This window comes from Actinomadura sp. RB99, from assembly GCF_014706005.1.
GTDB lineage: Bacteria > Actinomycetota > Actinomycetes > Streptosporangiales > Streptosporangiaceae > Spirillospora.
This window is the reverse complement of record NZ_JABMCA010000002.1, coordinates 284,370-309,489: the sequence shown is the minus strand read 5'-3', so window position 1 is coordinate 309,489 and position 25,120 is coordinate 284,370. Positions and strand designations below refer to the sequence as shown.

20 protein-coding genes are annotated in these 25,120 nt (G+C 70.3%); 14 read left to right on the top strand and 6 right to left on the bottom strand.

Going from position 1 to position 25,120, the window contains the following annotated elements; translation table 11 throughout:
• Window positions 1-62: 62 nt before the first annotated feature.
• From amrb99_RS03490 to amrb99_RS03470, 5 genes are all read right to left on the bottom strand, one after another.
• Window positions 63-1,313 (bottom strand): hypothetical protein, encoded by a 1,251-nt coding sequence (locus amrb99_RS03490; protein WP_190852101.1) that lies wholly within the window; start codon window positions 1,311-1,313, stop codon window positions 63-65.
• 102 nt (window positions 1,314-1,415) lie between these two features.
• The gene (locus tag amrb99_RS03485; RefSeq protein WP_190852098.1) at window positions 1,416-1,562 is read right to left on the bottom strand and encodes a hypothetical protein; all 147 of its coding nucleotides are present in this window, start codon (window positions 1,560-1,562) and stop codon (window positions 1,416-1,418) included.
• 249 nt (window positions 1,563-1,811) lie between these two features.
• The gene (locus amrb99_RS03480; RefSeq protein ID WP_347256516.1) at window positions 1,812-1,997 is read right to left on the bottom strand and encodes a pentapeptide repeat-containing protein; all 186 of its coding nucleotides are present in this window, start codon (window positions 1,995-1,997) and stop codon (window positions 1,812-1,814) included.
• Between the two features lie 34 nt (window positions 1,998-2,031).
• Window positions 2,032-2,811, bottom strand: coding sequence for a pentapeptide repeat-containing protein (locus amrb99_RS03475; protein ID WP_190852096.1), 780 nt, complete (start codon window positions 2,809-2,811; stop codon window positions 2,032-2,034).
• Between the two features lie 522 nt (window positions 2,812-3,333).
• Window positions 3,334-3,912: a TetR/AcrR family transcriptional regulator gene (locus amrb99_RS03470; RefSeq protein WP_190852093.1), complete on the bottom strand. Its 579-nt coding sequence runs from the start codon at window positions 3,910-3,912 to the stop codon at window positions 3,334-3,336.
• A 111-nt stretch (window positions 3,913-4,023) separates the two neighbouring features.
• On the opposite strand from amrb99_RS03470, the gene amrb99_RS03465 reads away from it, so the two are divergent.
• The 6 genes from amrb99_RS03465 to amrb99_RS03440 all read left to right on the top strand — a co-directional run bounded on the left by amrb99_RS03465 (window position 4,024) and on the right by amrb99_RS03440 (window position 11,148).
• A complete protein-coding gene (locus tag amrb99_RS03465) occupies window positions 4,024-5,103 on the top strand; it encodes a Gfo/Idh/MocA family oxidoreductase (protein WP_190852090.1) in 1,080 nt (359 codons plus the stop codon).
• Between the two features lie 1,132 nt (window positions 5,104-6,235).
• Complete coding sequence (locus amrb99_RS03455; protein ID WP_190852087.1) at window positions 6,236-7,663, top strand: S41 family peptidase; 1,428 nt, start codon at window positions 6,236-6,238, stop codon at window positions 7,661-7,663.
• A 624-nt stretch (window positions 7,664-8,287) separates the two neighbouring features.
• Window positions 8,288-9,484 carry a sensor histidine kinase gene (locus tag amrb99_RS03450; RefSeq protein ID WP_241755179.1) on the top strand — a complete coding sequence of 399 codons (1,197 nt, stop codon included), beginning with the start codon at window positions 8,288-8,290 and terminating at the stop codon, window positions 9,482-9,484.
• Window positions 9,485-9,549: 65 nt separating this feature from the next.
• Window positions 9,550-9,783, top strand: coding sequence for a response regulator transcription factor (locus amrb99_RS50550; RefSeq protein WP_241755178.1), 234 nt, complete (start codon window positions 9,550-9,552; stop codon window positions 9,781-9,783).
• A gap of 83 nt (window positions 9,784-9,866) precedes the next feature.
• Window positions 9,867-10,358 (top strand): LuxR C-terminal-related transcriptional regulator, encoded by a 492-nt coding sequence (locus amrb99_RS50545; protein WP_241755213.1) that lies wholly within the window; start codon window positions 9,867-9,869, stop codon window positions 10,356-10,358.
• 259 nt (window positions 10,359-10,617) lie between these two features.
• Window positions 10,618-11,148, top strand: a complete 531-nt coding sequence (locus amrb99_RS03440; protein WP_190852083.1) for a hypothetical protein — start codon at window positions 10,618-10,620, stop codon at window positions 11,146-11,148.
• A 366-nt stretch (window positions 11,149-11,514) separates the two neighbouring features.
• On the opposite strand, the gene amrb99_RS03435 is transcribed toward amrb99_RS03440, so the two are convergent.
• A complete protein-coding gene (locus amrb99_RS03435; RefSeq protein WP_190852081.1) occupies window positions 11,515-11,985 on the bottom strand; it encodes a MarR family transcriptional regulator in 471 nt (156 codons plus the stop codon).
• A gap of 187 nt (window positions 11,986-12,172) precedes the next feature.
• On the opposite strand from amrb99_RS03435, the gene amrb99_RS03430 reads away from it, so the two are divergent.
• The 8 genes from amrb99_RS03430 (at window position 12,173) to amrb99_RS03395 (ending at window position 24,994) form a co-directional block, all read left to right on the top strand.
• Window positions 12,173-13,273, top strand: a complete 1,101-nt coding sequence (locus amrb99_RS03430; protein ID WP_190852079.1) for a homogentisate 1,2-dioxygenase — start codon at window positions 12,173-12,175, stop codon at window positions 13,271-13,273.
• 38 nt (window positions 13,274-13,311) lie between these two features.
• Window positions 13,312-14,283: a TAXI family TRAP transporter solute-binding subunit gene (locus tag amrb99_RS03425; protein WP_190852077.1), complete on the top strand. Its 972-nt coding sequence runs from the start codon at window positions 13,312-13,314 to the stop codon at window positions 14,281-14,283.
• On the top strand, window positions 14,280-15,164 hold the full coding sequence (locus amrb99_RS03420; RefSeq protein ID WP_190852074.1) for an LLM class flavin-dependent oxidoreductase: 885 nt from the start codon (window positions 14,280-14,282) through the stop codon (window positions 15,162-15,164). Before amrb99_RS03425 ends, amrb99_RS03420 begins: the two co-directional genes overlap by 4 nt.
• 63 nt (window positions 15,165-15,227) lie before the next feature.
• Window positions 15,228-16,112, top strand: a complete 885-nt coding sequence (locus amrb99_RS03415) for a class II aldolase/adducin family protein (RefSeq protein ID WP_190852071.1) — start codon at window positions 15,228-15,230, stop codon at window positions 16,110-16,112.
• A 277-nt stretch (window positions 16,113-16,389) separates the two neighbouring features.
• Window positions 16,390-16,575 (top strand): hypothetical protein, encoded by a 186-nt coding sequence (locus amrb99_RS03410; protein WP_190852060.1) that lies wholly within the window; start codon window positions 16,390-16,392, stop codon window positions 16,573-16,575.
• Window positions 16,576-16,588: 13 nt separating this feature from the next.
• Window positions 16,589-19,285: a hypothetical protein gene (locus amrb99_RS03405; RefSeq protein ID WP_190852056.1), complete on the top strand. Its 2,697-nt coding sequence runs from the start codon at window positions 16,589-16,591 to the stop codon at window positions 19,283-19,285.
• On the top strand, window positions 19,282-21,486 hold the full coding sequence (locus amrb99_RS03400; protein WP_190852052.1) for a WD40 repeat domain-containing protein: 2,205 nt from the start codon (window positions 19,282-19,284) through the stop codon (window positions 21,484-21,486). The genes amrb99_RS03405 and amrb99_RS03400 overlap by 4 nt, the downstream gene beginning before the upstream one ends.
• Window positions 21,479-24,994, top strand: a complete 3,516-nt coding sequence (locus amrb99_RS03395) for a hypothetical protein (protein WP_190852050.1) — start codon at window positions 21,479-21,481, stop codon at window positions 24,992-24,994. Before amrb99_RS03400 ends, amrb99_RS03395 begins: the two co-directional genes overlap by 8 nt.
• Window positions 24,995-25,120 lie beyond the last annotated feature (126 nt).

Below are 25,120 nucleotides of genomic sequence, written 5' to 3'. Positions count from 1 at the left end.
CCGTGTGAACCCGCTTGCCCGCCTGGGTGTCCGTCCGGGCGGGCGAGCGGGAAGGGATCACCTCAGTTGGTGTTGCAGGGGTCTTCCAGCGTTCCCCACAGCGCCCGCTTGCCGGCGTGCTCCGCGACCGTCCAGATGCGCCGCTGGCCCCGGTAGCACGACAGGTCCTCAGGACCGTAGGAGACCGTCTGCCGGGTCACCTTGCCCCAGCCGCCGCCCTTCCGGACGGTGGTGAGCAACTGCCCGCGCTTGGCGCCCGACGTGGTGTCGACGTTGTGGGAGAACCACCACCAGTCGTGCGACCGGACGCCGCCCTGGATCTTCTTGTCCGGAAGCGTCGCCGCCCAGTTCGCGTGCGCGACGCCGCCGGTCCCGACGATGCCGGTACCGACCTTGAGCGGGTAGGTGACCACGCGGCCCTTGGGGCTCGCGGTCGTGCAGTACTCGCCGAGGATGAGCTCTGGCCGCTGCCGCGCGGTGCGGTCCACCGACGCCCACGAGGTGCGGAGCGGCCCGCTGCCCTTGCACTTGGACGCGGGAGCCTTGCCCTTGGCGTTCTGCCAGCTGCCCGTCTGCGGCATCACGTACCGGTACGCGTGCCCGTAGTACGTCTTGCCGTGCAGGCCGACCCACCCCTTCTTCTTGGTGGTGCCCGCCTTGCTCTTGCCGAGGTCGTAGATCTGCGTCATGTCGAACTGGCGCAGGCCCGCCTGGGTGTCGGCGACGTACAGCTTGTTGCCGAACCAGGCGATGCCGCCGGCGTGGACGTCGATGTCGGTGTAGGTCGCCTTGCCGCCCTTCATCGTCGGGTACACGAGCAGGACGTGCCGGTAGCTGTGCTTGGCCGGGTTCACGAACGTGAGCCGGATGGCGTGGTCGGCGTACCAGGCGACGAGGATCGGCTTGCCGCTCTTGCCCCACGTCTCGTCGGAGTCGGCGTCCGAGACGGTCGACACGCCCTGCGGGATCCACTTCGAGGTCTTGGAGTCCCCGGCGTTCCAGCAGTAGGCGACCGACTTGGCAGGGACTCCGGCCGCCTTCGCGCAGCTTCCGGAACCGAGCTTGCGCTGGCCCGTCGCGTTCATCAGCGCGGTGACGCCGCTCTTGTCGAGCTTCTTGCCGAGGGCCTTGAGGGGGGTGCTGCGGTTCGACCCTTGGCGGAGGTCGAAGTCGCCGAGAGCGGGGGCGGCCGCCGTGGCCGAGGTCCCCGCCGCGTTCTGTGTCTGTCCGGGGGCCAGGTACACGACCCCCGGGATACCGGCCGCCAGAGCCACCAACGGGGTGGCGATGGCGAGGGAGCGCCGGATCTTCACTTGATCACCTCCATGGCGAAACCACGGACCGTAACACATCAAAACGGACGGACAGGGCGGGCTCCGTGGGTGGAGGCCCTCCCGCCCGCGGTGATATCGGGATCAGAGAAGGCGGCAGGTGCCGTGGTCGGACTTGGTCTGGGCGCTCTCGGAAGTGCCCGTCAGCTTCGGCTTCGCCTTGTGCTGCGCACCCGGGCCGACTTTCGCCCACACCACCAGCAGCCACGCGGTGGTCAGCCAGATCGCCACCGCCGCCGCTCCCGCGGCCATCAGCATCCAGAAGCCGGGCCGCCAAGGGCCGTATCCGCAACGGCTTGGCCTCGCGTCGGTCCCGAGCCTCTGCCCAGCGCTGGCGTACCGGCTCCAGCCGCCGCCGCACACGCCCGTGCGCGCCGCCCGGCGCCGTCTCGACCGCGCTGCTCAGACGCCCATCCGCGCGGAGGGGTTCACCAGACCACGTGCCTGGATTCGGCCGCAACGGATCGTTCACTGGAGAGCTCAGAACTCGGTGTGTTCGTCCACCCTGGCCACTGACCTGATCGCCTGCTCAGACAGGCCGGTCACGCCGTGCAGGTTCGCGCCCCGAAGATCGGCGGTCATCAGATTCGCTCCCCTGAGGCGTGCGCTTCGAAGGTCGGTGTCCCGAAGATCCGCGCCCTGCAGGTTCACGCCCACCAGGTTCACGTCCTGCAAGGACGCACTCCGCAGGTGCGCGCCCTCAAGATCCACGCCCCTCAGGTCCAGGCCCCCATGATGGCGTAGTGCAGGGGGACGCCCGCCTCAGATCCGCGCCCCCCAGGTCCACAGCCGCCAGAAGCGTGATCCTCAGATCCGCCCTCCTCAAATCCGCGCCCCTCAGGTCTGTGCCATCCAGCCACGCGCCTTGCAGATTCGCTTTCCACAGCTCCGCCCTCTGCAGGTCGGCGTCCTGTAGGTTCACACGGCCCAGGTCCGACTCGGCCAGGCGGGCGCCAGCCAGGTGAAGACCACTGAGGTCGAGGCGGCGGCGCTCGGGACGGCGGGGTCGCCGGCCGAGCGCGGTCAACGCGGCCTGGACATCGGAATCGGGACGCGCAGGCAGGTGAGGGCGCACACCCAACGTCGGGCCGTCGTCTCGGCGGGCTTTGGGCGCGCGGCGACGCAGGAAGGCCTCCAGCACCTCGACCACGTCGTCGTGGTGCGGACGGGAGTCGGCTGCGACGTGCGCCAGGGCGTGGATGCCACCCAGGCGCGCGTCGATGTCGGAGGAGCTGAGCCGCTCCAGCGCCTTGGTGAACCGGTCGGTGACCTGACCGCGGTGGCTGAGCCGGTAGGAGCGGGCGGTGTACAGCAGCGACACCGCCACCACCACGGCGCCGCCGGCCGACACCACCAGCAGCCGCGCATTGTGCCGGTCCTTGGGATCGTGCTGGTGCATCCAGTCCGGCATCCGCCACAACGCGATCGCGTACACCACCGCCAGGACGGCCAGCCCCACCGCGGCCAGCACCGTCCCCATGCCGCGCACGGCCGGCCGCGCGAGCTCATACTGTCCCCAGCGGCGAAGCCTCGTCATCCGATCCACAGCCGATCAGTCAACGAGCCCATGCCCATCTACGAAATCAGATGGCCACAACGGGCAACCGCCATCGTTTTTCGACGTCCGGATCAGGTGCCTACCGTGATCGCCATGGGCTTCTAGCGATGGCGGTAAGAACCGTGTCATGAGCCCCAAACGACCGAGCGGGGGCGGATCAGTACGGCGAGGGCTGGTGAGACCGGTGGGGCGGGCCGAGGGTCTTGCCGCAGGAGCCGGGCGGGCGGCGACCAGTATCGGAACGACGAGTCGTGTAGGCGGCGCCTGGATCGACGCTGGCGTGACTTCTCGTTCTGACGCGTCCGGGGCCCTGGTGTTCCGGAGCTGATGTGGTAGGTGAACGAACGTCCCGCTAAGGGCGCCGCGGTGGCCTGTCGTCGGGGCTGATCGTCTGCGCGCCTGGTAAGGGCCGGGGGGATGCGAGCGGCAGTGGCCTGGGGGCTTTCAGCCCAGCAGGGCATGCAGCGCCAAGTCACCGATCTGCCGCAGTTCGTCGTGGCTGCGGCCGGCTGCCGCCTGGACGGCGATGCCATCGGAGATCGTGTGGACGAGTGCGGCCAGGGCGGCCGGTTCGTAGTGGGACGGAAGATCGGTGGCCCGCTCCAGCCGCCTGCGCAACGCCGCCTCACCGGCTTTGCGCACCGCGATGGCGTCCTGGCGTGCGGTGTGCGCGTCGGGTCCGCAGGCGTGAACGGTGTTGACGCACAGACAGCCATGGGGCGTGTTCTGGCCGGCGGTCAGGTTGGCGGCTCCACGGATCAGCTGCTCGACGACCTCGCGGCCGGTGGGCGCGTCCAGCGCGTCAGCGGTGTAGGCGCCGGGGCCGTTGAGGTAGCGGGCCAGCACCTTGGCGAACAGTTCCTCTTTGTTGCCGAAGGCGGCGTAGAGGCTGGGCTTGTTGATGCCCATCGCTGCGGTCAGGTCGGTCAGCGAGGTGCCCTCGTATCCGTGCCGCCAGAACACCTCCAGCGCCTGGTCGAGTGCGGCGTCTGCGTCGAACGAGCGTGGGCGTCCGCCGGGCATGCCGTCCTCCGTGCTCTCCCGAGTTTTATACCTATCGGTACGTTACCTCTTGCGGGACGACGGCGCGCCGGTCTAGTTTCATACCGGAAGGTACACAACTAAGGGGGGCGCATGATCCGAGTCGGAGTTGTCGGGGCCAGCGGCTGGGCGGACGGCTCGCACCTACCCGCACTCGCCGCACTCGAGGCGTTCGAGGTGACCGCGGTCGCGACCACCAATCAAGCCAGCGCGGACCGGACGGCCGCCGCTCATGGCGTGCGGCACGCTTTCGCCGACGCGGCCGAGCTCGCCGAGCACCCCGATGTCGACCTGGTCGTCGTCTCGGTGAAGGCTTCCGGGCACGCCGCTGTGATCAGGGCCGCGCTCAAGGCCGGCAAGCACGTGGTGTCGGAGTGGCCGCTGGGCGTCGACGCCGACCAAGCGAGAGAGCTGACCGAGGCCGCCGTCGCCGCAGGCGTCGTACACGCGGTGGTCCTCCAGGGACACCACTCGCCGAGCGCCCGCTTCGTCGCCGACCTGTTGGCCGATGGCCGGATCGGCGCGCTCGAATCGGCCGCGCTGGTGGCGGAGGGCGCGCCCTGGGGCGGCAGCCGGATATGGCCGAATCTGGTGTTCGGCCTCGACCCCTCAGAGGGGACCAACATCCTGACCATCATGGCCGGCCACTTCCTGGCCGCGCTCGAACGGGTCGCGGGCCCGCTGACCGAGGTCTCGGCGCGGCTGCCCCGCACGCACGACCGCGTGCTGGTCGCCGGGACGGAACAGACCGCACCCAACGCCACACCCAGCCACGTGCTGCTGCACGGGCTGCTGGTCGGCGGCGCCACCGCGTCCGTCGCCGTGCACGGAGGCAACGGCCCCATCCAGGACGCATTCGTGCTCAAACTCGTCGGCAGCGAAACAACATTGACCGCCACCCCGGCCCAGCGTGGAACGTTCATCCACTGGGGCGACTGGGACATCAGAATCGGAGACGACCCGGTGGCCGTGCCCGACACCTATCGCACCGTCCCCACCGAGGTCCGGTCCGGCCCGCCGGCCAACATAGCGGCCCTCTACCAGGAGGTCGCCCAGGCCATCGCCGAAGACCGGCAGCCACACCCAAGTTTCGAGACCGCCCTGCGCCACCACCGGCTCCTTGCCGCCATCGAACGGTCCGCGGCCGATGGAACCGCCCAGAAAATCGCGTAACTCACCGGCACTGCGGCCCGCTCATGCCGGTCGTCGCGGAGTTCCCCGCCGCACTGGCCGACGGGCACTTCAAGGTGCGACCTCGAACCCATCGGCGGACCGCCCGCCGCACAAAGCTCGAAGACCGCGCCCCCATGGCCGACTGGCTGTCTACGGCAACATCGCCACCTTCGCCCCCGTCCGAATCTCGGTCAACGACCTGCTGATGCAGGGCAAATCCCACCCCGCTCACCTCACCAACAGCGCCCATCGAGCACTCGATCTCGTCACCAAAGCCAGGTCCACATCGACATCAGTGCCGAGAACGCACCAACCGACCGAGGATGTGACAGATCTTGTGATGCAGGGCCGTGCCCGCCGAGCAGGACATCGGCATGCGCGGTCCGCGTGCTCGTAGCGGCGCCCAAGGTCCCCAGCCCGGTGGCGAGCAGGCGTATGCCCTCCTCCGCGATGAGCGACGAGATCGGGTCAGCGTCCGGAGCGTAGAGCGCCTCCACGCAGTGGGCCATCGCGTTCGTCCCGCCTAATGCTGCGACGGAGCCCGACAGCCCGAAGGACAGGTCAGGGACGGAGACAACGACCCAGGACAGCACGTGGGAGGCCCGGCCCGCCCTTTTTTCCCGCCCTCGGTGAGGCCCCAGATCGGCGTCATCTCAGACCCGGAGAATGAGTTAATCGGATACTCGCGGAGTTCCGGTGAACGTATGCCTAAGGCTGCGGGCGGCCGGAGGGCACGGTGACCTTCGGCTGCTCGCCGCCCCACGAGGCCCTGCGCGGTCTGCACGCGCTGAGTTCGGTCGGCGGCATCCGCTGCACATCCGTTGTGCACTGCACGCCCGTGAGCGGCCGGACGCCGATCTGAAGAACGAGGCCGACCTGTTCGCCTTCTGGTGCCGGGGAAGTCCACTCAGTTTCCCCCGCATCTAGCCCCGGGACGAGGTGCCGTCATGGCCGCGATACCTAGCCATGCCGCACGAGGCATCGGTGGAGCACTTGAAACGAAAGGAAGCTCAGCCCGAGTTTTCTCAGCGGCTGCTAACAGCAAGGAAACATCCCGTTCGTTAAAACTCCCATTTACGCCTGGCCAGGCTTCAGCGCCGCTCTATCTGGCATGAGCACACAGGAGCACAACGTGAGAACCACCAAGCGAAACCTCTTCATGGCGGTGAGCGCCGCCATGACCGCCGGAGTCGCCGCAGTCGGCATGACCGCGGCCCCCAGCCCGCGCCTGGCCGCCTATACGGCCGCCAATCCCGCCCAGTGCGTGAGACAGAACGGGCCTACGACCACGCCTGCGGACCCGGCGCCCACCTCGGTCAGCACCGTGCAGCAGGCGTATTACTGCATCATCGACAACTACTACAAGGGTTCGAAGCTCGACCACCGGCAGCTACTGCAGTCCGCGTTCGACTCCGTGGTGACGGAACTGATCAAGCGCGGCATCGACCAGCCGGACGCCGTCATGCCGCCCCTCAGCGGCGACCGCGACAAGGATTGGGATGCCTTCGGCACCCGGCTCGGCTCGGTGCTGGCCGCCGCGTCCGACCAGCAGTCGGTGCGCTCGGCACTGGCCGTCGCGGCGATCAAGGGCATGCTCGCCGCCCTGCACGACAACCACGCCCGCATTCGCACAGCGGCCGCCCAATCGTTGAGCTTGGGCCTGACCCTGAACCAGAACGACCCGGGCGGCGACACATCCCGCTACACCGCCCCGTTGTTCATCAAGGCCGTCACGGCCGACTCCCCCGCCGCCACGGCGGGACTCAAACCCGGTGACATCATCCGCGCCGTCAACGGCGTGCCGCCCTTCAGCGACGGCACCTTCAACGCCGGAGTCATGGGTTACCTGCGTGTGGCCTCCTCCACCAAGGACCCGGTCCGCATCACGGTGCAGCGCCCGTCCACCGGCCACACCCGGACGTTCACCGTCACGCCCTGCGTGCTGCCCGCATCACCGGCGCGTGTGTCGGCGAAGCTGGTACACGGCAGCATCGCGCAGATCCAGTTCAGCCAGTTCTATCCCGGCGTCGCCCACGAAGCGCTCAAAGCCATCACCGACCTGCAAGCAAAGACGAAGATCACCGGTGTCATCATCGACTTGCGCGGAAACCCCGGCGGCAGGGGAGCCGAGGCGGCCACCCTGCTGGGCGCCTTCGCCCACAACACCAACTACGTCGACTTCTGCGACGCCGACGGCAAGTGCGACCCCCAACCCGTCGACAACAGCACCCCGCTGCTGCACCTGCCGATGGTCACCCTCACCGATGGCAACTGCGCCTCGACCTGCGACCTGTTCGCCACGGCCGTCAAAGACCTGAAGCTGGGCACGCTGGTGGGCACCCGCACGGCTGGCGCCTCCTCGGGCCCGTCCTTCGACTACCAACTCAACGACAACACCAGCACACTCACCCTCCCGGCCCAGTACGCACTCGGCGCCCACGGCGAGATCATCGACACCATCGGCGTTCCCCCGGACCACCAGCGGCCACTGACCGCAGCAGACGTCTCCAAGGGCAAGGACCCCGCCGTGAACCAGGCGGTTTCACTGCTCGCCTCCTGAGCCTTTCACTCCCCCGGGTGGCGGGCGCTGACGTCTGGAGTCCACTCCATCGACACGGACCACGGGCGACTGCCCCTGCAGCGGGCTTCACCACCGACGGCGCTGTTGCTCGCCGTAGAACACCTCACTGATTTGGGGGCGACAGGGAAGCCAGTTGAGGAGCCACCGTAGGCGTTAGTGAACTCAGCCGCCCCACACGGCACTCGGCCGGTTCACACAGGACCATAAGAACTGACACCAGCCCACCCAGCGGTGTGGACATCACCGCCGCGAAGGGGTGTTAGTGAACCAGTGCGCCACCAGTTGCTAGGTGTACAGACGCTCATCGTGCTGGAGTGCATGCGCGCCCAGTCAGTAGATGCGGGAATCCAGGACGTCGTAGCCGATGGCGAACCACAGGACTGCGACGGCCTGGATTGCCAACAGGACGAGAATGGCGCCACTGGCCCATCGCTTCTCAGGACGCTCCGTAGGGTCGATCTTCAGTGAGTCGACCAACGGTCGCTTCAGCGCGATCGGGGATGCATCGGGCCGTCGACCACGTTCGTGGCATGCGGTGGTAGCCCGAGGGACTACGCCCGAAGGCCAATGCCGCAGGTCGTGGCCGCTGGCTACGATCGGCGCATGCCAGCTACGTCGCCTCCACGGACGCCGCACCGGCACGTCGCGGTCATCGGAGAGGGCCCGGCGTGGCTCGCGGCGACCGCATTCCCGGTGCTCTTGGCCATCGCGCTGCTCAATGGCGGAGGCCCGGACGGCCTGAGCCTCCTCATTCCCGCCCTCTTGTTTCTGCTACCGGCGGGCCTGCTGACGCATCGGCCGCTGGCAGGCACTGCGTTCATGCTCACCGCCTGGTTCACCGCCTGGGCTGTCGGGGGCACCGCGCCGTTCTCATGGCAGTTGGCGTACCTGATGATGCTGGCGAACGCTCTGGCGATCGGCTTCATCGCCGCCACCCGTCCCCGCCGCACCTCGATCGCGGCGGTCGTCATGACGCTCTGCGCGCAGTTGTTGGTCGTGGCCTTCTACTTGAACGAATCGCCCGCCCTGGTACGGACGGTGATGTTCGTGGTGCTGATCGCCGGGGCGGCATGGATGGCGGGCAACACAGTCCACGAACGCCGCGAGCACGCCGAGGCAATAGAAGAACAAAGGACCGCCCGAGCCGTCACGGCAGAGCGGCTCCGGATCGCGCGCGAGCTGCACGACATGGTCGCGCACAGCATCGGCATCATCGCCATCCAGGCCGGTGTCGGCGGCCGCGTCATCGACACCCAGCCAGCGGAGGCACGCAACGCGCTGTCGGCCATCGAGGCCACCAGCCGGGACACCCTGGCGGGACTGCGACGGATGCTCGGCACCCTACGCCGTACCGACCCCGAGGCGGCTCCGCTTGATCCGACACCGGGCCTGGCCGATCTTGAACGCCTTGCCACACTGACCGCACACGCCGGTGTACGCGCCGACCTGCAGTGGACAGGACAACGGCGTCCGCTGCCCGCGGAGATCAAACTATCGGCGTTCCGCATCATCCAGGAGGCGATGACCAACGTAGTGCGGCACGCCGGCACCGACCACTGCAGCGTCACCATCGACCAGCGCGACGACGAAGTATCGATCGAAGTCATCGACGACGGGCGCGGCTGGCAAGTGGAAGGAACCGGGTACGGAATCGCCGGAATGCGCGAACGGGTCGCAATGCTGCACGGTCACTTCAGCGCGGGACCTCGCCCCGAGGGCGGCTTCCGCGTGACGGCGCGACTTCCACTGCCAGAACAGGTGCCCACATCAGAGGCAGCCCCGGAAGCACGTCAGAGGTGAGGCAAAGGTCGCTGCCGTCCCACGAACCGACTCCAGGGGCGGTGCCACTATTAGCATCCGCGGACATGCGGCCCGACGTGGTCGTGATGGACATCCGCATGCTCGGCACGGAGGGTATCGGGGCCACGCGCGTGACCACCACCGATCCCGGCATCACGATGACGCGCGTGCTCGTCCTCACCACCTTCGATGATGACGACTACGTGTACGGGGCGCTGCGGGCGGGCGCCAGCGGGTTCCTGGTCAAAGACACGGCGCTGAGGACATCCTCCGCGTGGTCGCCGGAGGGGACGGCCTGATCGCGCCCAGCGTCACGCGCCGCCTCATCGAGGAGTTCGCCGCCCGTCCAGACCTGCTCCCCCAGGCAGGACCACCGAACAGAATGACCGAGCGGGAACGCGAGGTGCTCACCCGGATCGGACGCGGCCTGACCAACCCTGAGATCGTCACCGAGTTGGCCATCACCATCGCCACCGCCGAAGCCCACGTGGCCCGCCTGCTCACCAAAGCCGCCCGCGACCGGGTCCACCTCGTGATCATCGCCTATGAGACCGGCCTGGCCACACCTCGTCCCTGCACTCTTTCTGCTGCGCCGAGTACGCCGCCAACTCGCCCCGCTCGCCGAAACCTAACGACCTCGCCCGGGCTGCCCACAAAGTCCCCAACCGGTCGTGTCCCTATCAGGCACGGAGAAGGCAGATGGAGATCGAGACCGCGAACACTACGTAGTGGAACGGGTCCGAGAGCGTCGAGGGGCGCGGCGGCGGCCAGTTGCAGGACGGCGCCTGTGGCCAGCGCGCCGCCACGGCGAGCAGCCAGGTTCGTGAGCCGAATGACCGGTGGGTCGGTTCGGGGCTGTGTCGCGAAATGGTGAGGAGGGTGTTCGCCTGCTCAGACGGAATGGTGGTCGTTCGGCGATGTGGAGCAGAAAGACCTCCTGGTGGAGGTAGTGATGGTGCCCGCGCCTCGATGCTGCGGAGGATGGTTCGTCGCCGATGCGCTACGGGCGGCCGGGGGCGTAGTGGGCGATCAGGTCGGCTCTGAATGGGGTTCAGGTTTCGTCTGTGCTCGTGCCCTGGCCGACGGTGTGCAGCTCTGGACAGCCTCTGGTTCGAACGGGGATGGTGGACGGCATGGTCACCGTGCTGCTGCCTTTGATCACACTCGTCCTCGGTTTTATTGCGAGTTTCCTTCTTGAGATGGCCCGCACTCGTTGGACAAGACGGAACGCGCAGGATGTCCGTAACGCAGAGCGTCAGCAAGCCGAGCATCTGGACCGAATCACATTCGAGCGCGATGGACTGCGCTCCATACATGCGGCCATTCATGATCTCCTCAGCAAGGTGAACGCGATCGCCATTCCTCGAGCAAGGGCGGAAGCCGCAGACGAAGATTGGCGTGAGAGAGACGATGGCCGGGAGCTGCAGGCGGCGGCCATGAATGCCAACGTCAGGTGCAGTCACGAGTCCGCTCTTCTGCTGGACCCGCCGGTCATCGAGGCGGTGGACCGACTGACGAGTGCCGCTTATCCGATGTACTGGTCCCGCGAATCTGGGAGCAATACCGACTACAACCGAGAGTTCTATGAAGCCGCTACGGCCGCATCGCGCGCTATTGCGAGCAGACTCCGCGAGCTATATGGCTTCACGCCGAACACTGATTGACGCCGGACCTCCGCCGTAGGCGGCTCGGGTCGTCCAGGTCGGCGCTCCATCAGGCAGCCCACGTCCCGGGCGGCGGCGCGATGTGCACCGGCTGGACCACCGGGTGGGGGCCGGGTGATGACGATGTCCGCAGAGGGGTGATCGGCGTGCGAGACGGCGAGCTGCGGGGGCGCATTCGGCGGTGACGCGGGCGGAGGTCTCCGCGCCGATTGGTGCTCATATGTCGCCTCCTCATCGTGCTGCCCTCGGTGGCGAGCCCTGACCGCCGGGGCGCAATGTGAACGGCCCCGGAACCGATGCGGCTCCTTACGGGGCCGTTCGCAATGCGCGTTACCCCGATAGGACCAGCGAGCTCAGAGGACGTGTTCAGCGCTCTTGTGAGAGCCAGGGGCGTCCCGTCTCGGCGCCGTCTCGCGCGAGCAGTTGCGTTACGACCGCGGTCAGGAGCGTCCGGTCGGCCGGCCGCACCTCCTCGAGCAGCGTCTCCAGCCGGGTGATCACGTCCTGATGTGCTTCTTCGGCGAGCCGGGCGCCCTGATCGGTCAGCGCGATCCGGCAGGCTCGCCGGTCGGCGGGATCGGGGCGGCGTGCGATGAGGTCGCGGCGCTCGACCCGGTCGACCAGCCCGCTGACGCCGGATCTCTCCAGGTTCAGCAGCCGGCGCAACTCGGTCATCCCGAGGGGGCCGTCGACCAGCAGGCACAGCAGGTGGGTCTGCTGCGGGGTCAGGCCGTGGTCGCGGCTGACGTCGGCGAACACGTGCTGCACGAGGTGTGACAGCCGCACCAGGGCAGCGGCCGTCCCGAGTCGCGCGCCGGCCTCCGCGGTCGTGGTCATGGGCACCTCCGGCCTCCGATGGTAGTTGACATTTGTTCGCAGTGCGCACTACTTTCGTTCGCGTCACGAACAGTCCGCATTGCGAACAAGTTGCCGTCCGCGGACGCCGCGGGCCGGAGCCGCGGCACGGCGGACGCGCGCGCCGGCCGTCGCCGCAGCGCCGGTCTCCCCCGGAAAGGAAGAACTGATGGGCGTGTTCCGAGAATCCAAGGGCGTCGTCTCGCGCCAGGGGCAGGCGCAACGCCCCGCCGGAACCTACGAGGACCAGTACAGCCGGCACGGCTTCGCCGGCGACCAGGCGATGCTGTACCGGCGGCACCCGGCGACCGCCTGGACCCGCATCGAGGGCGACTTCAGGAACACGGTCGCGGACGTCAGGGAGCTGGAGCTTCCCGACGCGACCGATCCGCGGGCACTGCCGACCAAGCTGATGTACAACGACGACGTCGCGGTCTACGCCTCGCGGCGATCCGAGCCGATGCCGTTCTACTACCGCAACGCCGACGGCGACGATCTGATCTTCGTGCAGCGCGGCACCGGACGGCTCACGACGGACTTCGGCCCCCTCGACTTCCAGGCCGGCGACTACCTCGCCGTCCCCAAGGGGATCACCTACCGCCTGGAGCCCGACAGCCGGGACAACATCTTCTACTTGGTCCAGACGACCGGGCCTCTCGGTTTTCCCGAACGCGGGCTGCTCGGCCAGTACGTGCCGTTCGACTACGGCGTCCTGCGGACACCCGAACCGCGTCCGGCCGAGGACGCGGAAGGCGGGGAATGGGAGGTCGTCGTCAAGCGGGGCGACCGGCTCAGTTCGATCTTCTACCCGTTCGACCCGTTCGACGTCGTGGGCTGGCAGGGCAGCACGGCCCCGTTCAAGCTCAGCATGTACGACATCCGGTCCATCTCGGCGGAGCGGCTGGACATCCCGCCCAGCGGTTACACCACGTTCACCGCTCCCGGCTGCCTGATCTGCACGTTCACGCCGCGTCCGATGCAGAGTGACCCCGACTCCTCGTTCGTGCCGCCCTACCACCGCAACGTCGACTACGACGAGATCGCGTTCGTGGTGGGGACGGAAGGGGAGCAGGCCGGCGCGGGCCCGCGCGACGGGACCCTCTATCTCAACCCGCAGGGCGCCCACCACGGCCCCGACGCCAATCCCTTCAGCAGCGCCGAGCGGCCCGAGCGGTTCACCACGTACCTGCTCAACATCGACGTGGAGCGCCCTTTGACGATCACTTCCGCCTACGAATCGCACGCCCGGGACCAGCAGGAGCAGGCATGACGTCCGGCGCCGGCACCCGAGAAGGAGGAACACGCGCAATGACCAGGACCGTGAAGGCGGCCGCGAGCCTCGTGGGCTCATTGTGGTGGGAGGTCGCCGACAGCCTGGGGCGGGTCCTGCCGTCCGAGGGCGTCCGGCTCGACATCGACTGGTCCCGCTACGACCATCTGAACGTGCGGGCCGTCGCCGCCGGCGAATGCGAGATCGGCGTGACCATGCCGCCGTTCGTGGACTGGGCCGTCCGCGGCCGGGGACCGCTCGCCGACCTGGACGCCGGGCACCTGCGGGTCATCGCCGCGGTCAACCTCTCCACCTGGCTGGTGGCCGCGGTCGACGCGGAGTCCGGCGTCCGGACGCTGCGGGAGATCGGTGAGAAGAGGTTCCCCTGGAAGCCGATCACGCCGCCCGGCGACCAGCTGCTGCGGGCGTGGGGCGAACGCGTCCTGGAACTGCACGGCTTCTCCACGCGGGCGCTGCGGGACTGGGGAGGCGATGACCCGCCGCCCTATGCGAGGGACCTCAGGCACGAGCCCGCCGAGGACGGCCTGCCCGCCCAGTGGATCGCGGACCGGGCCTCGGGGCCGCTGAGCGGTTACACCCACTACCAGCTGGAGAACGGCCTGGCCAATGGCGTGTTCATGTTCGTCAACCTCGCCTCGCCGTGGACGAACGTGCTGGCCAACGTCCGCATGATGAACTTCCTCGACCTGGAGGACGATGCGCTGCGGGCGGTGGCGGAGAATTTCGGGGCCCAGCTCGTCCCCATCCCGGAGCGGCTGTATCCGGGCGTCGACAGGACCATCCCCACCATCGGCTGGCGGCACCAGTACGTGTACGGGCGCGAGGACACCGACCCGGAACTGGTCCGCGCGATCCTGAAGGCCCTCGAACGTCCCGAGTTCCTCGACAACGCCATGGGCATCTCCTACACGGCGGTCGAACCGGACCTGGTGCCCGGCGTCGAGCTGCACCCCGCCGCCCTCGACTGGTACCGGGACCGGCGGAAGTGAGCACGATCCGAGGGCAGCGCGTCGGCTTCGGCGCGACCTACGGCCTCGAACCCTTCGACCCCGCCCGGCTGGCCGACGATGTCCGCCGCGCCAAGGCGCTGGGGTACGACCTGTTCTGCCTCAGCGACCACCTGAACACCAGCCATCCGACCCTGGAGACCTGGACCGCGCTGACATGGGCGGCCGCGGCCACCGAGCGCATCGAGGTCATGACCAACGTGCTCGGGCTGCCCTACCGTCACCCGGCGGTCACCGCGAAGATGGCCGAGACCCTCGACCGGCTCTCGGGAGGGCGGCTCGTGCTCGGCCTGGGCACCGGCGGCTACGACCGCGAGTTCTCCGCGTTCGGGCTGGCGGAACGCACCCCGGGGCAGAAGGTCGCCGCGCTCGGCGAGGCTCTGGAGATCGTCCGCGGGCTGTGGCGTGAGCCCGATGTGTCCTTCAGCGGCGACCACTTCCACCTCGACGGGGCGCGCATCGAGCCCAGGCCGTCCCATCACATCCCGATCTGGCTGGGCTCCTACGGCCCGCGGGCGCTCCGGCTGACCGGCCGCACCGCCGACGGCTGGATCCCCTCCCTGACGCGGTTGAGCCTGGACGAGGCGGTGGCGATGCGGGACACCGTGCTGGACGCGGCCCGGGCCGCGGGCCGCGACCCCGACGAGATCACCTGCGCCGCCAACATCGTCGTCGCCTTCGGCGGTCCGGACCCGCCACCACCCGCGGAGATCACCGGTGGCGCCGAGGCGATCGCCGAGCGGGTCACCGCGATCGTCGAAGCCGGCTTCACCTTCGTCAACGCGATGTTCCGCGACGCCGAGGCCCGCGAGCGTTTCGCGATCGAGGTGATCCCGCTGGTCCGCCAAGCCACCGCCCGCTGAACCAGGACGCGGCCGGACCGGGCCGTCCGCCCCGGTCCGGCCGCCCGACGAGAGGAGCCACCGATGACGTCCACCACCGCAGCGATCGGCACCGTGGTGCGCGCCGGCCGGGCGCTGGCCGCCGCGGGACTGACCGACATGGTGTGGGGACACGCCGCCGTCCGCGACCCGGAAGGACGCGGAGTGTGGATGAAAGCCGCCGGCTGGGGCTTCGAGGAGGCCGACGCCGACCGCGTCGTCCTGGTGGCAGGGGACGGCGAGGTCCTCGAAGGCGACGGCCCGCGGCACATCGAGTACCCCATCCACACCGAGATCATGGCCGCGCGCGAGGACGTCGGCTGCGTCGTCCACACGCACGCGCCCGCGCTCAGCGCCTTCGCCTCGCTGGACGAGCCCACCGGTTTCGAGACCGTCCGCGACCTCGCCGCCGTCCTGGTCACCCACGAGCACCCGGACCATCTCGACCTCGACCGGCTGCCGCGGCTCCTGCGCGACAACCCGCGCGCCCGATTGATCGTCGACCCCGGCAGCGCGCAGCGCCTCGCGCAAGCCGGCATCGACCACCACACCGCCATCCCTGGACAGACCCTCGACCACGGCACCCCGATCGAGGTGCTCGGCGGCGACCACGCAGTGATCCACCCCGACCTCCCGGCCGTCGCCAACAACGGATACCACTTCCAGGACATGGTCCTGCACCCGGGCGACGCCTTCGACGCCCCGTCCGGCGACGTCAAGCTCCTGCTGCTTCCCACAGGGGGACCCTGGATGAAACCGAGCGACGGCATCGACTTCATGCGCGCCCTGGAACCCGAACTCGTCGTACCGATCCACCAGGCAGGTCTCGCGCCGGTCCACCGGCAACTGCACTACCAGCTCTTCCAGGCCCTTGCCCCACAGCGAACCCAGATCGAGATCCTGGAACACGGGGCCTCCTTCACCTGCTGAACTCCAGCCCCCTCCGTCATCCCGGCCGTCGCGTTCGGCGGCCGGCTCCCCGCCCGGCGCCGAAAGGCTCCTGCACACCCGACGCGGTCGCCGCTGATGCCTCACCAAGTGAGGCCATGTGTGGCCTAAACGCCATCACGCGCTTTGCGCGTCTTGACTCCAGGATCGCCACTCCGGAGTCTGGCCTGTACGGGGTGGGTTTCGCGCCACGCGCAGTATCTCGCCCGCGATGCAGCCGTCCGTGCGGCTGAGTGGCTAGCCCCTCCAGGAGGTGGCCATGGAGTTGTCCGCCGAGATGCTGCGTGCGCTTGCCGACGACGGCGGTCTCGCCGAGCTGTCGCGGTGGGAGGCGCGGGTCGATCCCACGTTCTGCATCGGGGCGATGACACCACCGGTTACGCCTGTGACTTCCCCGCGGCGGCGGCCGCGCTCGGAGTCACCTCGTGAGATGAGGGTGATGTGACGGGGACGGGGCGATGATCAGGGCGCTGGTGGCGCGACCGGCGGACCACCTGCTGCTGGGGGTGGAATGGTCCGGCATGACCGTCACCGACGGAGGGGCGGCGCTGGTGGCCGACCCGGGCGGCGGGGTTCTCACGCTCTGGTTTCCGCCACAGCACCTGGCCGAGGAGACGATCGCCGAGACCGCCGGGGCCGCCGGGCGGCGGCGGGCGCGGCTGTCCGGCTCGAGCGCGCTGCGGTTCGTCGTGCCGGCCGGGAACAGGGTGGAACTCACCGTGGAAGGCCTGGTCCGGGCCGCCGGTGAGCTCGCCGTCAACGCCGGAAGCGTGGTCGAGCTGCCGTGGCGGCTCAAGGTACGCCCCCAGGCCCACGGCGGACACCCGCTGCGGGCAGGCCACCCTGTCGGCGCGATCCCGGATGAGACCAACCCGCTGTGGCGCACCCGGTTGCACGTCTCCGAGCCCGGCTCGGAGGTGGAGCTCGTGGTGGTGGACGAGACGGCGGCGGGCATCGGCGATCCTCCGGACTTCGTGCCGGCGCTCGACCGGTTCGCCCGGCAGTCCCTCGCCGACCTGACGCGCAAGGCGCCGGCGCGGTCGCGCCTGTTCGAGCTGAGCGCGCTCGGGGGCTCCCTCGTGGCCTCCGGACGCTGGCCGGAGGCGGAATGGGACCACAGCGCCGTACTCGGCCGGGACATGTCCGTCCGCTTCCTCGCCCGCGGCTACCTCTACCCGTTCGGGCACCGGGCCGTCTACGAGAAGTCGGTGGTGCGCGCCTTCGACGCGGCCGAGCAGGTCGCGGTGCTTCGCCACGCGTACCAGCTCACAATCGTCGAGCCGGTACGCGGCCGGTCCGAGGACCCGGCCATCCGCCGCCGGTTCCCCTTCGACGAGGTGGAGATCTCCCGAACCGTCTTCACCGAGCTGGAGCATCCCGACTGGCAGAGCTTCGATGCCGGGGACGGCCAACACAGGGACACGTACTTCCGGCCCATGGCCTCGGCCGGGCGGCCCCTCCTGTTCCCGGTGGTGTGCCACGCGCCGAACGGCCCCGTCCGGCTCGAGGTCCCGCTCGTGTTCGTCGCGGACCGGTCGCTGGACACCGAGGCGACCTCGCGGCTCGCCAAGGACCTCGGGAGGTTCTACGGCCGGGTCACGGTCGCGATCCCGCCCACCCCGCTCGACCTCGTCCGGGCGCCCGAGGCCGCACCGGCGGACGTCCACCTGGTCCGCGGCTTCACGCTCGGCGGCCGGTTCGGCCGTGCCGATCCGGGGGCCGTCCTGGAGGAGCTGGAGGTGACGCTGCCGGCGCTGGGACGGCTGCTGGACCAGGCCGACGCCTACCACCCGTTCCGGTACACCGACGCCTTCGCCGAGCAGGGCGAGTCGGCGTACGCGATGCTGGAGCTCGCCGCAGGCGAGGCGATACCGATCGGCTTCACGGGGCGGGCGGAGCGTTCCGGCGGGCTGGCGGCGCTGGCGTACCGGTTCAACGCGATCTCCCGGGACTACGGCCCCGTCAAGGCCGCCGCGGGCGCCCTGGTGTCCTCCCCGGCCGACCTGTTCGACGTCGGGGCCGGCCTGCTCGGCTACCCGCTGCGCGAGATCATCGAACGGATCGACGTGCCTCCGATGATCACCGCGGAGATGCGGCCGGGCCGCGGTCCCGTCGTCACGATGAGCTGGTCACAGCCGGGCGCCGTCGCGTTCCGGAAGAACCTCCCGGGATTCGTCGCCAGGGACACCACCCGCCTCGAGCTGAACGTGGTCGTGTCCGACACCGGCACAAGCGTCACCAGCACACTGCATGACTTCGGGCTGCGGCTGCCCACGTCCGACCCGCTGCTCGAGCTGTCGTTCGCGAAGGTGACGTACGTCCGGCGGACCGGGCCCGAGCCGCCGGGGCAGGGCACGGCTCCCGACGGGCTCACCGTCGAAGGGCTCGGGGCGAAGCTGCTGGGCGGCCTGAAGCTGCTCGAGGAACTGGGCGACAACGTCGGGATCGGCGACGCCGGGCCGAAGATCACACCGTCCACCAGCGGGGTCGCGGTCGACTACGCGCTGCCGCTGCCCGCCGTGACATGCGGCGTCTTCGTGATGCGCAACATGCTGTTCAGGGCCGGCGTCGAGGTGTCCTTCACCGGCGCACCACCCGAGGTCGTGCTCGCTTTCTCCGGCCGGACGAACCCGTTCGTGCTGACCGTGATGGCGTTCGGCGGTGGCGGCTACCTGGAGCTCGCCGCCGACCAGAACGGGCTGCGGCGGCTGGAGGCGGCGCTGGAGTTCGGGGCGCTGGTGGCCGTCGAGTTCTACGTCGCGCGCGGCGAGGCCCACATCCTCGGCGGGGTGCGGTTCGTCTGGGACTCCGGCGAACTGGAGGTCAGCGGCTACCTGCGGATCGGCGGCACCCTGGACGTGCTGGGGCTGGTCTCGGTGTCGGTGGAGCTGAGGCTGGAGCTGACCTACCGGTCGGCGACGAACGACCTGGTGGGCCGCGCCACCGTGATCCTCGAGATCGAGGTCCTGTTCTGGTCCGAGCGTGTGGAACTGGACAGCGGCGAATGGCGCCTGGTCGGCGGGGACGCGCCGGCACCGGCCCGGCCCGCGGCCTTCGCGGCCCTCACCGCCGACGGCGACCACGACCCGGGGCTGGAGAACTGGCGGCGGTACCGCAGCCGCTTCGCGCCCGCGCCTTCGGAGGAGGAGCCGTGAGCGGCGTCCCCCCGGTCGCCGAGTTCGACCTGCCGTTCGCCCCGGACCGGCTGTTCTGGACGGACGGCGATCATCTGCTGGCCGCCCGTACCGGCACCGCGGATCCCCCGCTGAAGCTGTCGGTGCCCGGCGGGCAGGCTCAGCCCGCGTGGGGAGAGGATCCGAGCGGCCTGCCCCGCGGCACCCTCACCGCGATCACGGTCCAGGCCGCGTACGGGGTCTGCGCGTACGCGGAACGGATGCAGGTTCCGCACGACACCGAGCCGTTCCAGCGGCTGGTGGGGCTGAACGTGCACACCGGTGAACGGTTCTGGCAGCGGCAGTACCAGGGCGCGAGGGACCTCGCCTTCGGCGACGTCGGAGATCCGTTCCTGTTGGCGTGGACCGATGACGGGTTCCTCGCCTACGCGATGGAGCCGGGCGATCCCGCAGGGTGGAGCCGGTCCGTGTCGCCGTTGCTGAGCCAGCCGTGGTCCCTGGGCCCCGACGGCTCGCCCTCGTTGCTCGCCTACGGCTCGCCGCCGTCGATCGTCGACTGCGCCACCGGCGAGCCGCGACCTTCGAAGCAGACGCGCCTCCTCCCCGGCGAGTGCCAACAGTTGAAGTGGGCCGCCGGCGCGATCCTCCTCGCGGTGGGCGAGTACTTCTGGTGGGACGGAGCGGCCGGCGAACCCGACACCTCTGGCTGGATCATGGAGTTCGAGGGCGACGGGTACGTCGAGTTCCGGCTCCCGGCCGGAGACTCGGTCGGCTACCACGGCATCGCCACCAGTCCGTCCGGGAAGTCGGTGGCCTACGCCTCGGGCTCCGAGCTCACGGTCCGGACGCTGCCCGGACTGGCCCCGTCGAAGGATTTCCGTACGCTGCGGCTGGCCCCGGCAACGGGCAGGCCACGCTGCGTCCGATACAGCCCCGACGGCGGGCTGCTGGCCGTGAACGCCACCCCGTCCGGCCCAGGGGTGACGCTGCTCGAGGCCGGCACCGGCGCCTGCCTTTGGCGGCATGACGGCGAGGACGGCCGGATCGAGTTCAGCCCCTCCGGCGCCCGGATCGCCCTGTACGGCGGCAACCGGGTCACCTGCTACGACATCGACAGCGTCGCGGCGGCCGCGTGGACCCTCCGGCAGCAATGGGAGCGGCGCGGCACCCCGAACCGGATGGTGCTCGCCGCGATCCCGGACTCCGAGGCACCGGAGCGGGAGCGGACTTGGATCGGCGTGGTCGGCGCGAGCGAAGCGGCCGGCGGCTTCGAGTACTTCCGCAGGCTCGACGACGCCACGCCCCTGTACAAGAGCGAGCCGGACGCGCGGGTGCTCGGCCTGGCCGTGAGCCCGGGCGGGGACCACTGCGCGGTGTGGCTCGCCGACACGAGACTCGTGGCCCGTACGTTGCTCGGCACGCCGTTGCAGTCCTGGCCGCGGCAGCCCTCCGCCGCCACCCGGGTCCCGCGCGACGCGGCGTTCATCGACGCCCGGCGGCTCGTCGACGTACGCGGCGACACGTGGTTGCGGTTCTACGACGTCAACGAGGAGGACCCGACGAGCGTGCAGTTCGACGAACCGCTCGAGCGGGTCGCGGTGCTTCCGGCCGAACCGCCCGACGACGCGGTGATCGCGGTGGCGAGCCGGAGCCGCTGCCGCCTGCTGCACCACGACGGCGGGCAGATCACCGGGAAGCCGATCGACGTCGACGGCAAGATCACGTCTCTGGCGTTCGCCTCGCCCGGCGGAGGGAGCGCCACGCTGGTGATCACCAGCAGCAACGCCGACGCCGCGCTGGTGCTCGTGGACACCCGTACCGGCCTCACCGAGACGGTCCCCCATCCCACGGGGATCGACCGGGTGGTGGTGAGCCCGGACGGCCGGCTGCTCGCGACCGCGGCGGGCAACGACGTGCGGGTGGCCTCGGTCTCCTCCCCCGGTGACGCGCACACGGCGTGGCGGCTGCCGTACCCGGTCACCCGGCTGGCGTTCTATCCGAAGGGACGCGCCCTGCTCGTGGCGACCGAGCAGCCGTACCTGTACATGTTCGACCTTGACGGCGAGGCGGTCGGGCGCGGGGATCGCGACGACGCGGACGCGTTCTGGTGGGGTCCGGCGGCCGGCGTTCCCCACGACCTGGGGTTCACCGCCGACGGCAAGGTGCTCGCCATCGCCTGCGAGGACGGAGTCCATTTCTACCGAGGCCGGAGCGATGAGTGACCTGGTGCTGATCGCGGTCCCGAACCGCCTGCTCGACCCGGCCGACGTGCCCGGCCACGAGATCGGCCGACCCGCCGTGCTGCGGGTCGTCGTGGTCCCCAGGCTCGACGGCGACTCCCTGACGGCCGAAGGGCTGGACGGGTGGCCGCAAGTCCTGCTCGACGACCTGGACTTCCGGCTGTACGTCAAGAATCCCGCAGGCGTACAGGCGGGACGGTTCCGCCCGGTGCTGTACGACGCCGTGGCCGACCAGGACGTCTGGGACGCCGTGTTCCGGGGCGACGCGGCGAGGCTGTTCGCGGGCCTGCGTGAGCCGGACAGGGCCGTGGTGACGCCCCGATACGGCGACGCCCAGCGGATCGGCCTGACGTACAGCGAGGCGAGCGAGGTGCTGGCCGAGCCCGACGGCACACCGGACCTGGCGCGATATCTGCAGCCGTGGGCCGCCGTCCCTCCGCCGGAACCGCCGCGGGACTCGCCGCTGCTGGACTCGGCCATGGACTTCCGGCGCACGTTCGGGCTGATCCGCGAGCATCCGGAGGTGCTGCGTGACCTCGGGCTGGTATTCGAGCTGCTGATCGACGCCGACGAGCTGGACGGCGGCGATCGGCTGTCGGTGCGCGCCTCCGGCACCGACCTCGTGCTCACCTCGCCGTGGACGTGGTACGAGCTCGCCACGGACGGCTTCTGGCCGGGCGCCGACCCCGAACGGGCCGGTGACATACGGCGGGGGGTCGTCGACCTGTCGCACGCACCGCGGATCGACCTGGTGGACGAGACGCGCGGCACGCCACCGTGGGCGATCGCGACCTTCGACGTGGACGGCGGGGTGATCGGACTGCGGGCGGCCGCGCGGCTGCTCGCCTCCGGCACCAGCAGCGATCCGTCCGGGCCCTCCACGCCGAACGGGCCGGGCGCGCAGCTGCCCGCGCTGCGGTCGGCCGGGCTGATGCTGATCCGTCCTGACCGGCAACGCGAGTTCGAAGACCGACTCGACCGGGCCTCCCTGCGCGCCCGCAACCGCGTCCACGCCACCGGCGGCAACGCCGAGGACGAGCTGGACGCCACCGAGCTGGTGCTCGGCTACCGAGTGGACGTGTTCGACGCCGACGACGCCCAGTGGCGGTCGCTGTGCGCACGCGAGGCCGTCTACTCGGTGCTCGACGCGGCGGGCGACCGTATCGAGATCGGGACCGGGCGGGGCCGCCGGGAGGAGGGCCACGTCAAGCACCTGGCCGCCGTACGAGGCGAGGACGGCGTGGCACGCGCGGACGAGATCGTGGTGCGGTGGGACGGCTGGAGCCTCGCGGTGCCGCCTCCCGAACTCGCCCACCGTCCCGACCGGACCTGGCAGGCCGCCGCTCCGCGCATGGCCGCCCCGTACAATCTGGACTGGAGCTTCGACGTGCCGGAGGGAGCGCTCCCCCGGCTCCGTTTCGGCCGGCGCTACCGCCTGCGCGTACGGGTGGCGGACATCGCGGGCGGCGGCCCTGATCTGGACGCCGTCGCCGACGACCGCGCAAGCGACGAGATCGCCTACCGCCGGGCCGAGCCGGTGGCGCCGCCCCGCCTGTACGTGGACTCCGCACCGCTGCCCGGCGCGGCCGTCGACCGCCTGGTGATCCGCAGCGACCAGGGCATGACCGCGGAGGAGTTCGCCGCCGCCGAACCCCGCTACGCCGCACGGGACGCATGCACGCTGCATCCCCCGGCGGCCTCGTTCGCGCTGATCGAGCAGCACGGCGTGCTCGACTCGATGACCGATGCCGAGAGTTGGCGGCTCGCCGCGCAGGCGTTGCGCGTCGAACCCGGCGACCAGCCCGCGCTCTCTCTGCCGGACCCGGCGGCGGCCGGCGTGGCCGCGTACGCCGGCGGGCCGTGGTCGGCGGCGGACTGGCGCCCCTGGCCGGGCACCGACGCCAAGACCGTCGTGGTCGGGGACCACGTGCCCGAGAGCACCCCGGTCGCGCTCAGCTGGGAGAACGGCGATCGGCTGCGGATCGACCTGGCCCCCGGAGAGAGCGCCGACGTGGAGCTCTCCTCCACGATCACCCCGGATCTCCTCCCGCACTTCGCCGTCCACGAGTGGCTCGGGCCGCGCGCCGCCGCCGGCGGTGTCACCAGCGGGAACGCGCTCCGTGGGCGGCACCCGTTGCTCTCGCCCCCGGTGACCGTGCACGCCGTGCACGCCGTACGCCGGCCCAGGATCGCCCCGGTATGGCGCGAGCTGCAGGCGACTCGTGGCGAGGGCGACACGGCGGCCATCGTCACGGCGGAGTTCGCCGAGAACGGGCTGCACACCGCCAGCACGGGCAGGGTCGAGGTCGCCGCCGCCTGGGAGGAATGGTCGGATGACACCGTACGGCCCATGACCGCAGGCCACGTCCACGACCAGGACGTGGACCGTGACCAGGCGCCGCGACTGCGCTTCGCGCACCAGTTCGGTGACACCCGGCATCGCGACGTCACCTATACCGCGAAGGCGGTGAGCCGCTACCGGCCGTACTTCGCCCCGGAGGACCCGCCGGAGGCGTTCGAGCTGATGGGCGAGCCGCGCACCGTGGTGGTGCCGTCGTCCGCCCGGCCGCCGAAACCCGAGGTGCTTGCGGTGCTGCCCGGTTTCCGTTGGTCGGCGCAGACCGGGCCGGACCGGATCGTACGCCGCCGCTCCGGCAACCGGTTGGTGGTCGAGCTGGCCCGCCCCTGGTACGCGACCGGTGCGGGCGAGTGCCTGGGCGTGGTCGCGTCCGAGAGCCCCGGAGATGCCGCGCAATCGGTCACCGAGCTGGCCGGAGACCCCGTCTACGCGTCGCCGCGCGTCGGCCGGTACCCGGGGGCCGAGTGGTTCGGCGGCGAGGCCCGTTCGCTGCGGCTGCCCGGGGGTGAGCTGACCGCATCGGTGATCGCGTGCCCGGTCGCCCTCGAGGGCGACGCGTGGCGCGCCGAGGTGGTGCTGACCCCGCCCGCCGACATGCGCGCCTACCGGCCCTTCGTACGGCTGGCCGTGGCCCGCTACCAGCCGTACAGCCTGCCGGCGCTGGAACTGTCGCCGGTGGTCACGACGGAGCGGGTGCCGCTCCTGCCCGATCGGGAGATCGTCGTCGAGCGCGCCGGGGGACGGCTGCTCGTACGGGTGCACGGCGTCGGGCCGCAGCCGCCGAACCGGGTCGAGGTCGGCATCGACGAGGCCCCGGACGGCGGCCCGGCACCGGAGCTGATCGCGGTCGACCCCGCCGCCGACCCCGGCCTGCCCGCGTGGCGCCCGCTGCCGGCGTTCACGCGGACCGGTGACGCGTCCGGCACGCCGATCGAGCTGCCGCTCCCGCCCGGAGGCCGGCCGCTGCGGCTGCGGGTGCGGGAGGTCGAGGACCTGACTCCGCTCGGCGATCTCGCGGCCCCGGCGGAGGGCCTCGGCGCGCAACCGCCGGAGCTGACCGAACGCACGGTGTTGATCGACCACATCCCGATCCCGGGCGGATGGCTGCCAGAAGGGGACGACCATGGGTGAACTAGAGATCTCGGTGTACACCGGTGGACTGGGCCAGACCCCGCCGATCGACGTGAACGTTGCCGACGACGGATCGGGGAATCTGCGGGGCACGATCACCTTCGTCATCCACAACACGGGCACGAA

Excerpts from the sequence above, each read along its gene's own strand:
- amrb99_RS03475 (WP_190852096.1), bottom strand. The coding sequence starts at position 2,811 with ATGGGGACGGTGCTGGCCGCGGTGGGGCTGGCCGTCCTGGCGGTGGTG.
- amrb99_RS03470 (WP_190852093.1), bottom strand. The coding sequence starts at position 3,912 with ATGCCCGGCGGACGCCCACGCTCGTTCGACGCAGACGCCGCACTCGAC.
- amrb99_RS03465 (WP_190852090.1), top strand. The coding sequence starts at position 4,024 with ATGATCCGAGTCGGAGTTGTCGGGGCCAGCGGCTGGGCGGACGGCTCG.
- amrb99_RS03450 (WP_241755179.1), top strand. The coding sequence starts at position 8,288 with ATGCCAGCTACGTCGCCTCCACGGACGCCGCACCGGCACGTCGCGGTC.
- amrb99_RS50550 (WP_241755178.1), top strand. The coding sequence starts at position 9,550 with ATGCGGCCCGACGTGGTCGTGATGGACATCCGCATGCTCGGCACGGAG.
- amrb99_RS50545 (WP_241755213.1), top strand. The coding sequence starts at position 9,867 with ATGACCGAGCGGGAACGCGAGGTGCTCACCCGGATCGGACGCGGCCTG.
- amrb99_RS03440 (WP_190852083.1), top strand. The coding sequence starts at position 10,618 with ATGGTCACCGTGCTGCTGCCTTTGATCACACTCGTCCTCGGTTTTATT.
- amrb99_RS03435 (WP_190852081.1), bottom strand. The coding sequence starts at position 11,985 with ATGACCACGACCGCGGAGGCCGGCGCGCGACTCGGGACGGCCGCTGCC.
- amrb99_RS03430 (WP_190852079.1), top strand. The coding sequence starts at position 12,173 with ATGGGCGTGTTCCGAGAATCCAAGGGCGTCGTCTCGCGCCAGGGGCAG.
- amrb99_RS03425 (WP_190852077.1), top strand. The coding sequence starts at position 13,312 with ATGACCAGGACCGTGAAGGCGGCCGCGAGCCTCGTGGGCTCATTGTGG.
- amrb99_RS03415 (WP_190852071.1), top strand. The coding sequence starts at position 15,228 with ATGACGTCCACCACCGCAGCGATCGGCACCGTGGTGCGCGCCGGCCGG.
- amrb99_RS03410 (WP_190852060.1), top strand. The coding sequence starts at position 16,390 with ATGGAGTTGTCCGCCGAGATGCTGCGTGCGCTTGCCGACGACGGCGGT.
- amrb99_RS03405 (WP_190852056.1), top strand. The coding sequence starts at position 16,589 with ATGATCAGGGCGCTGGTGGCGCGACCGGCGGACCACCTGCTGCTGGGG.
- amrb99_RS03395 (WP_190852050.1), top strand. The coding sequence starts at position 21,479 with ATGAGTGACCTGGTGCTGATCGCGGTCCCGAACCGCCTGCTCGACCCG.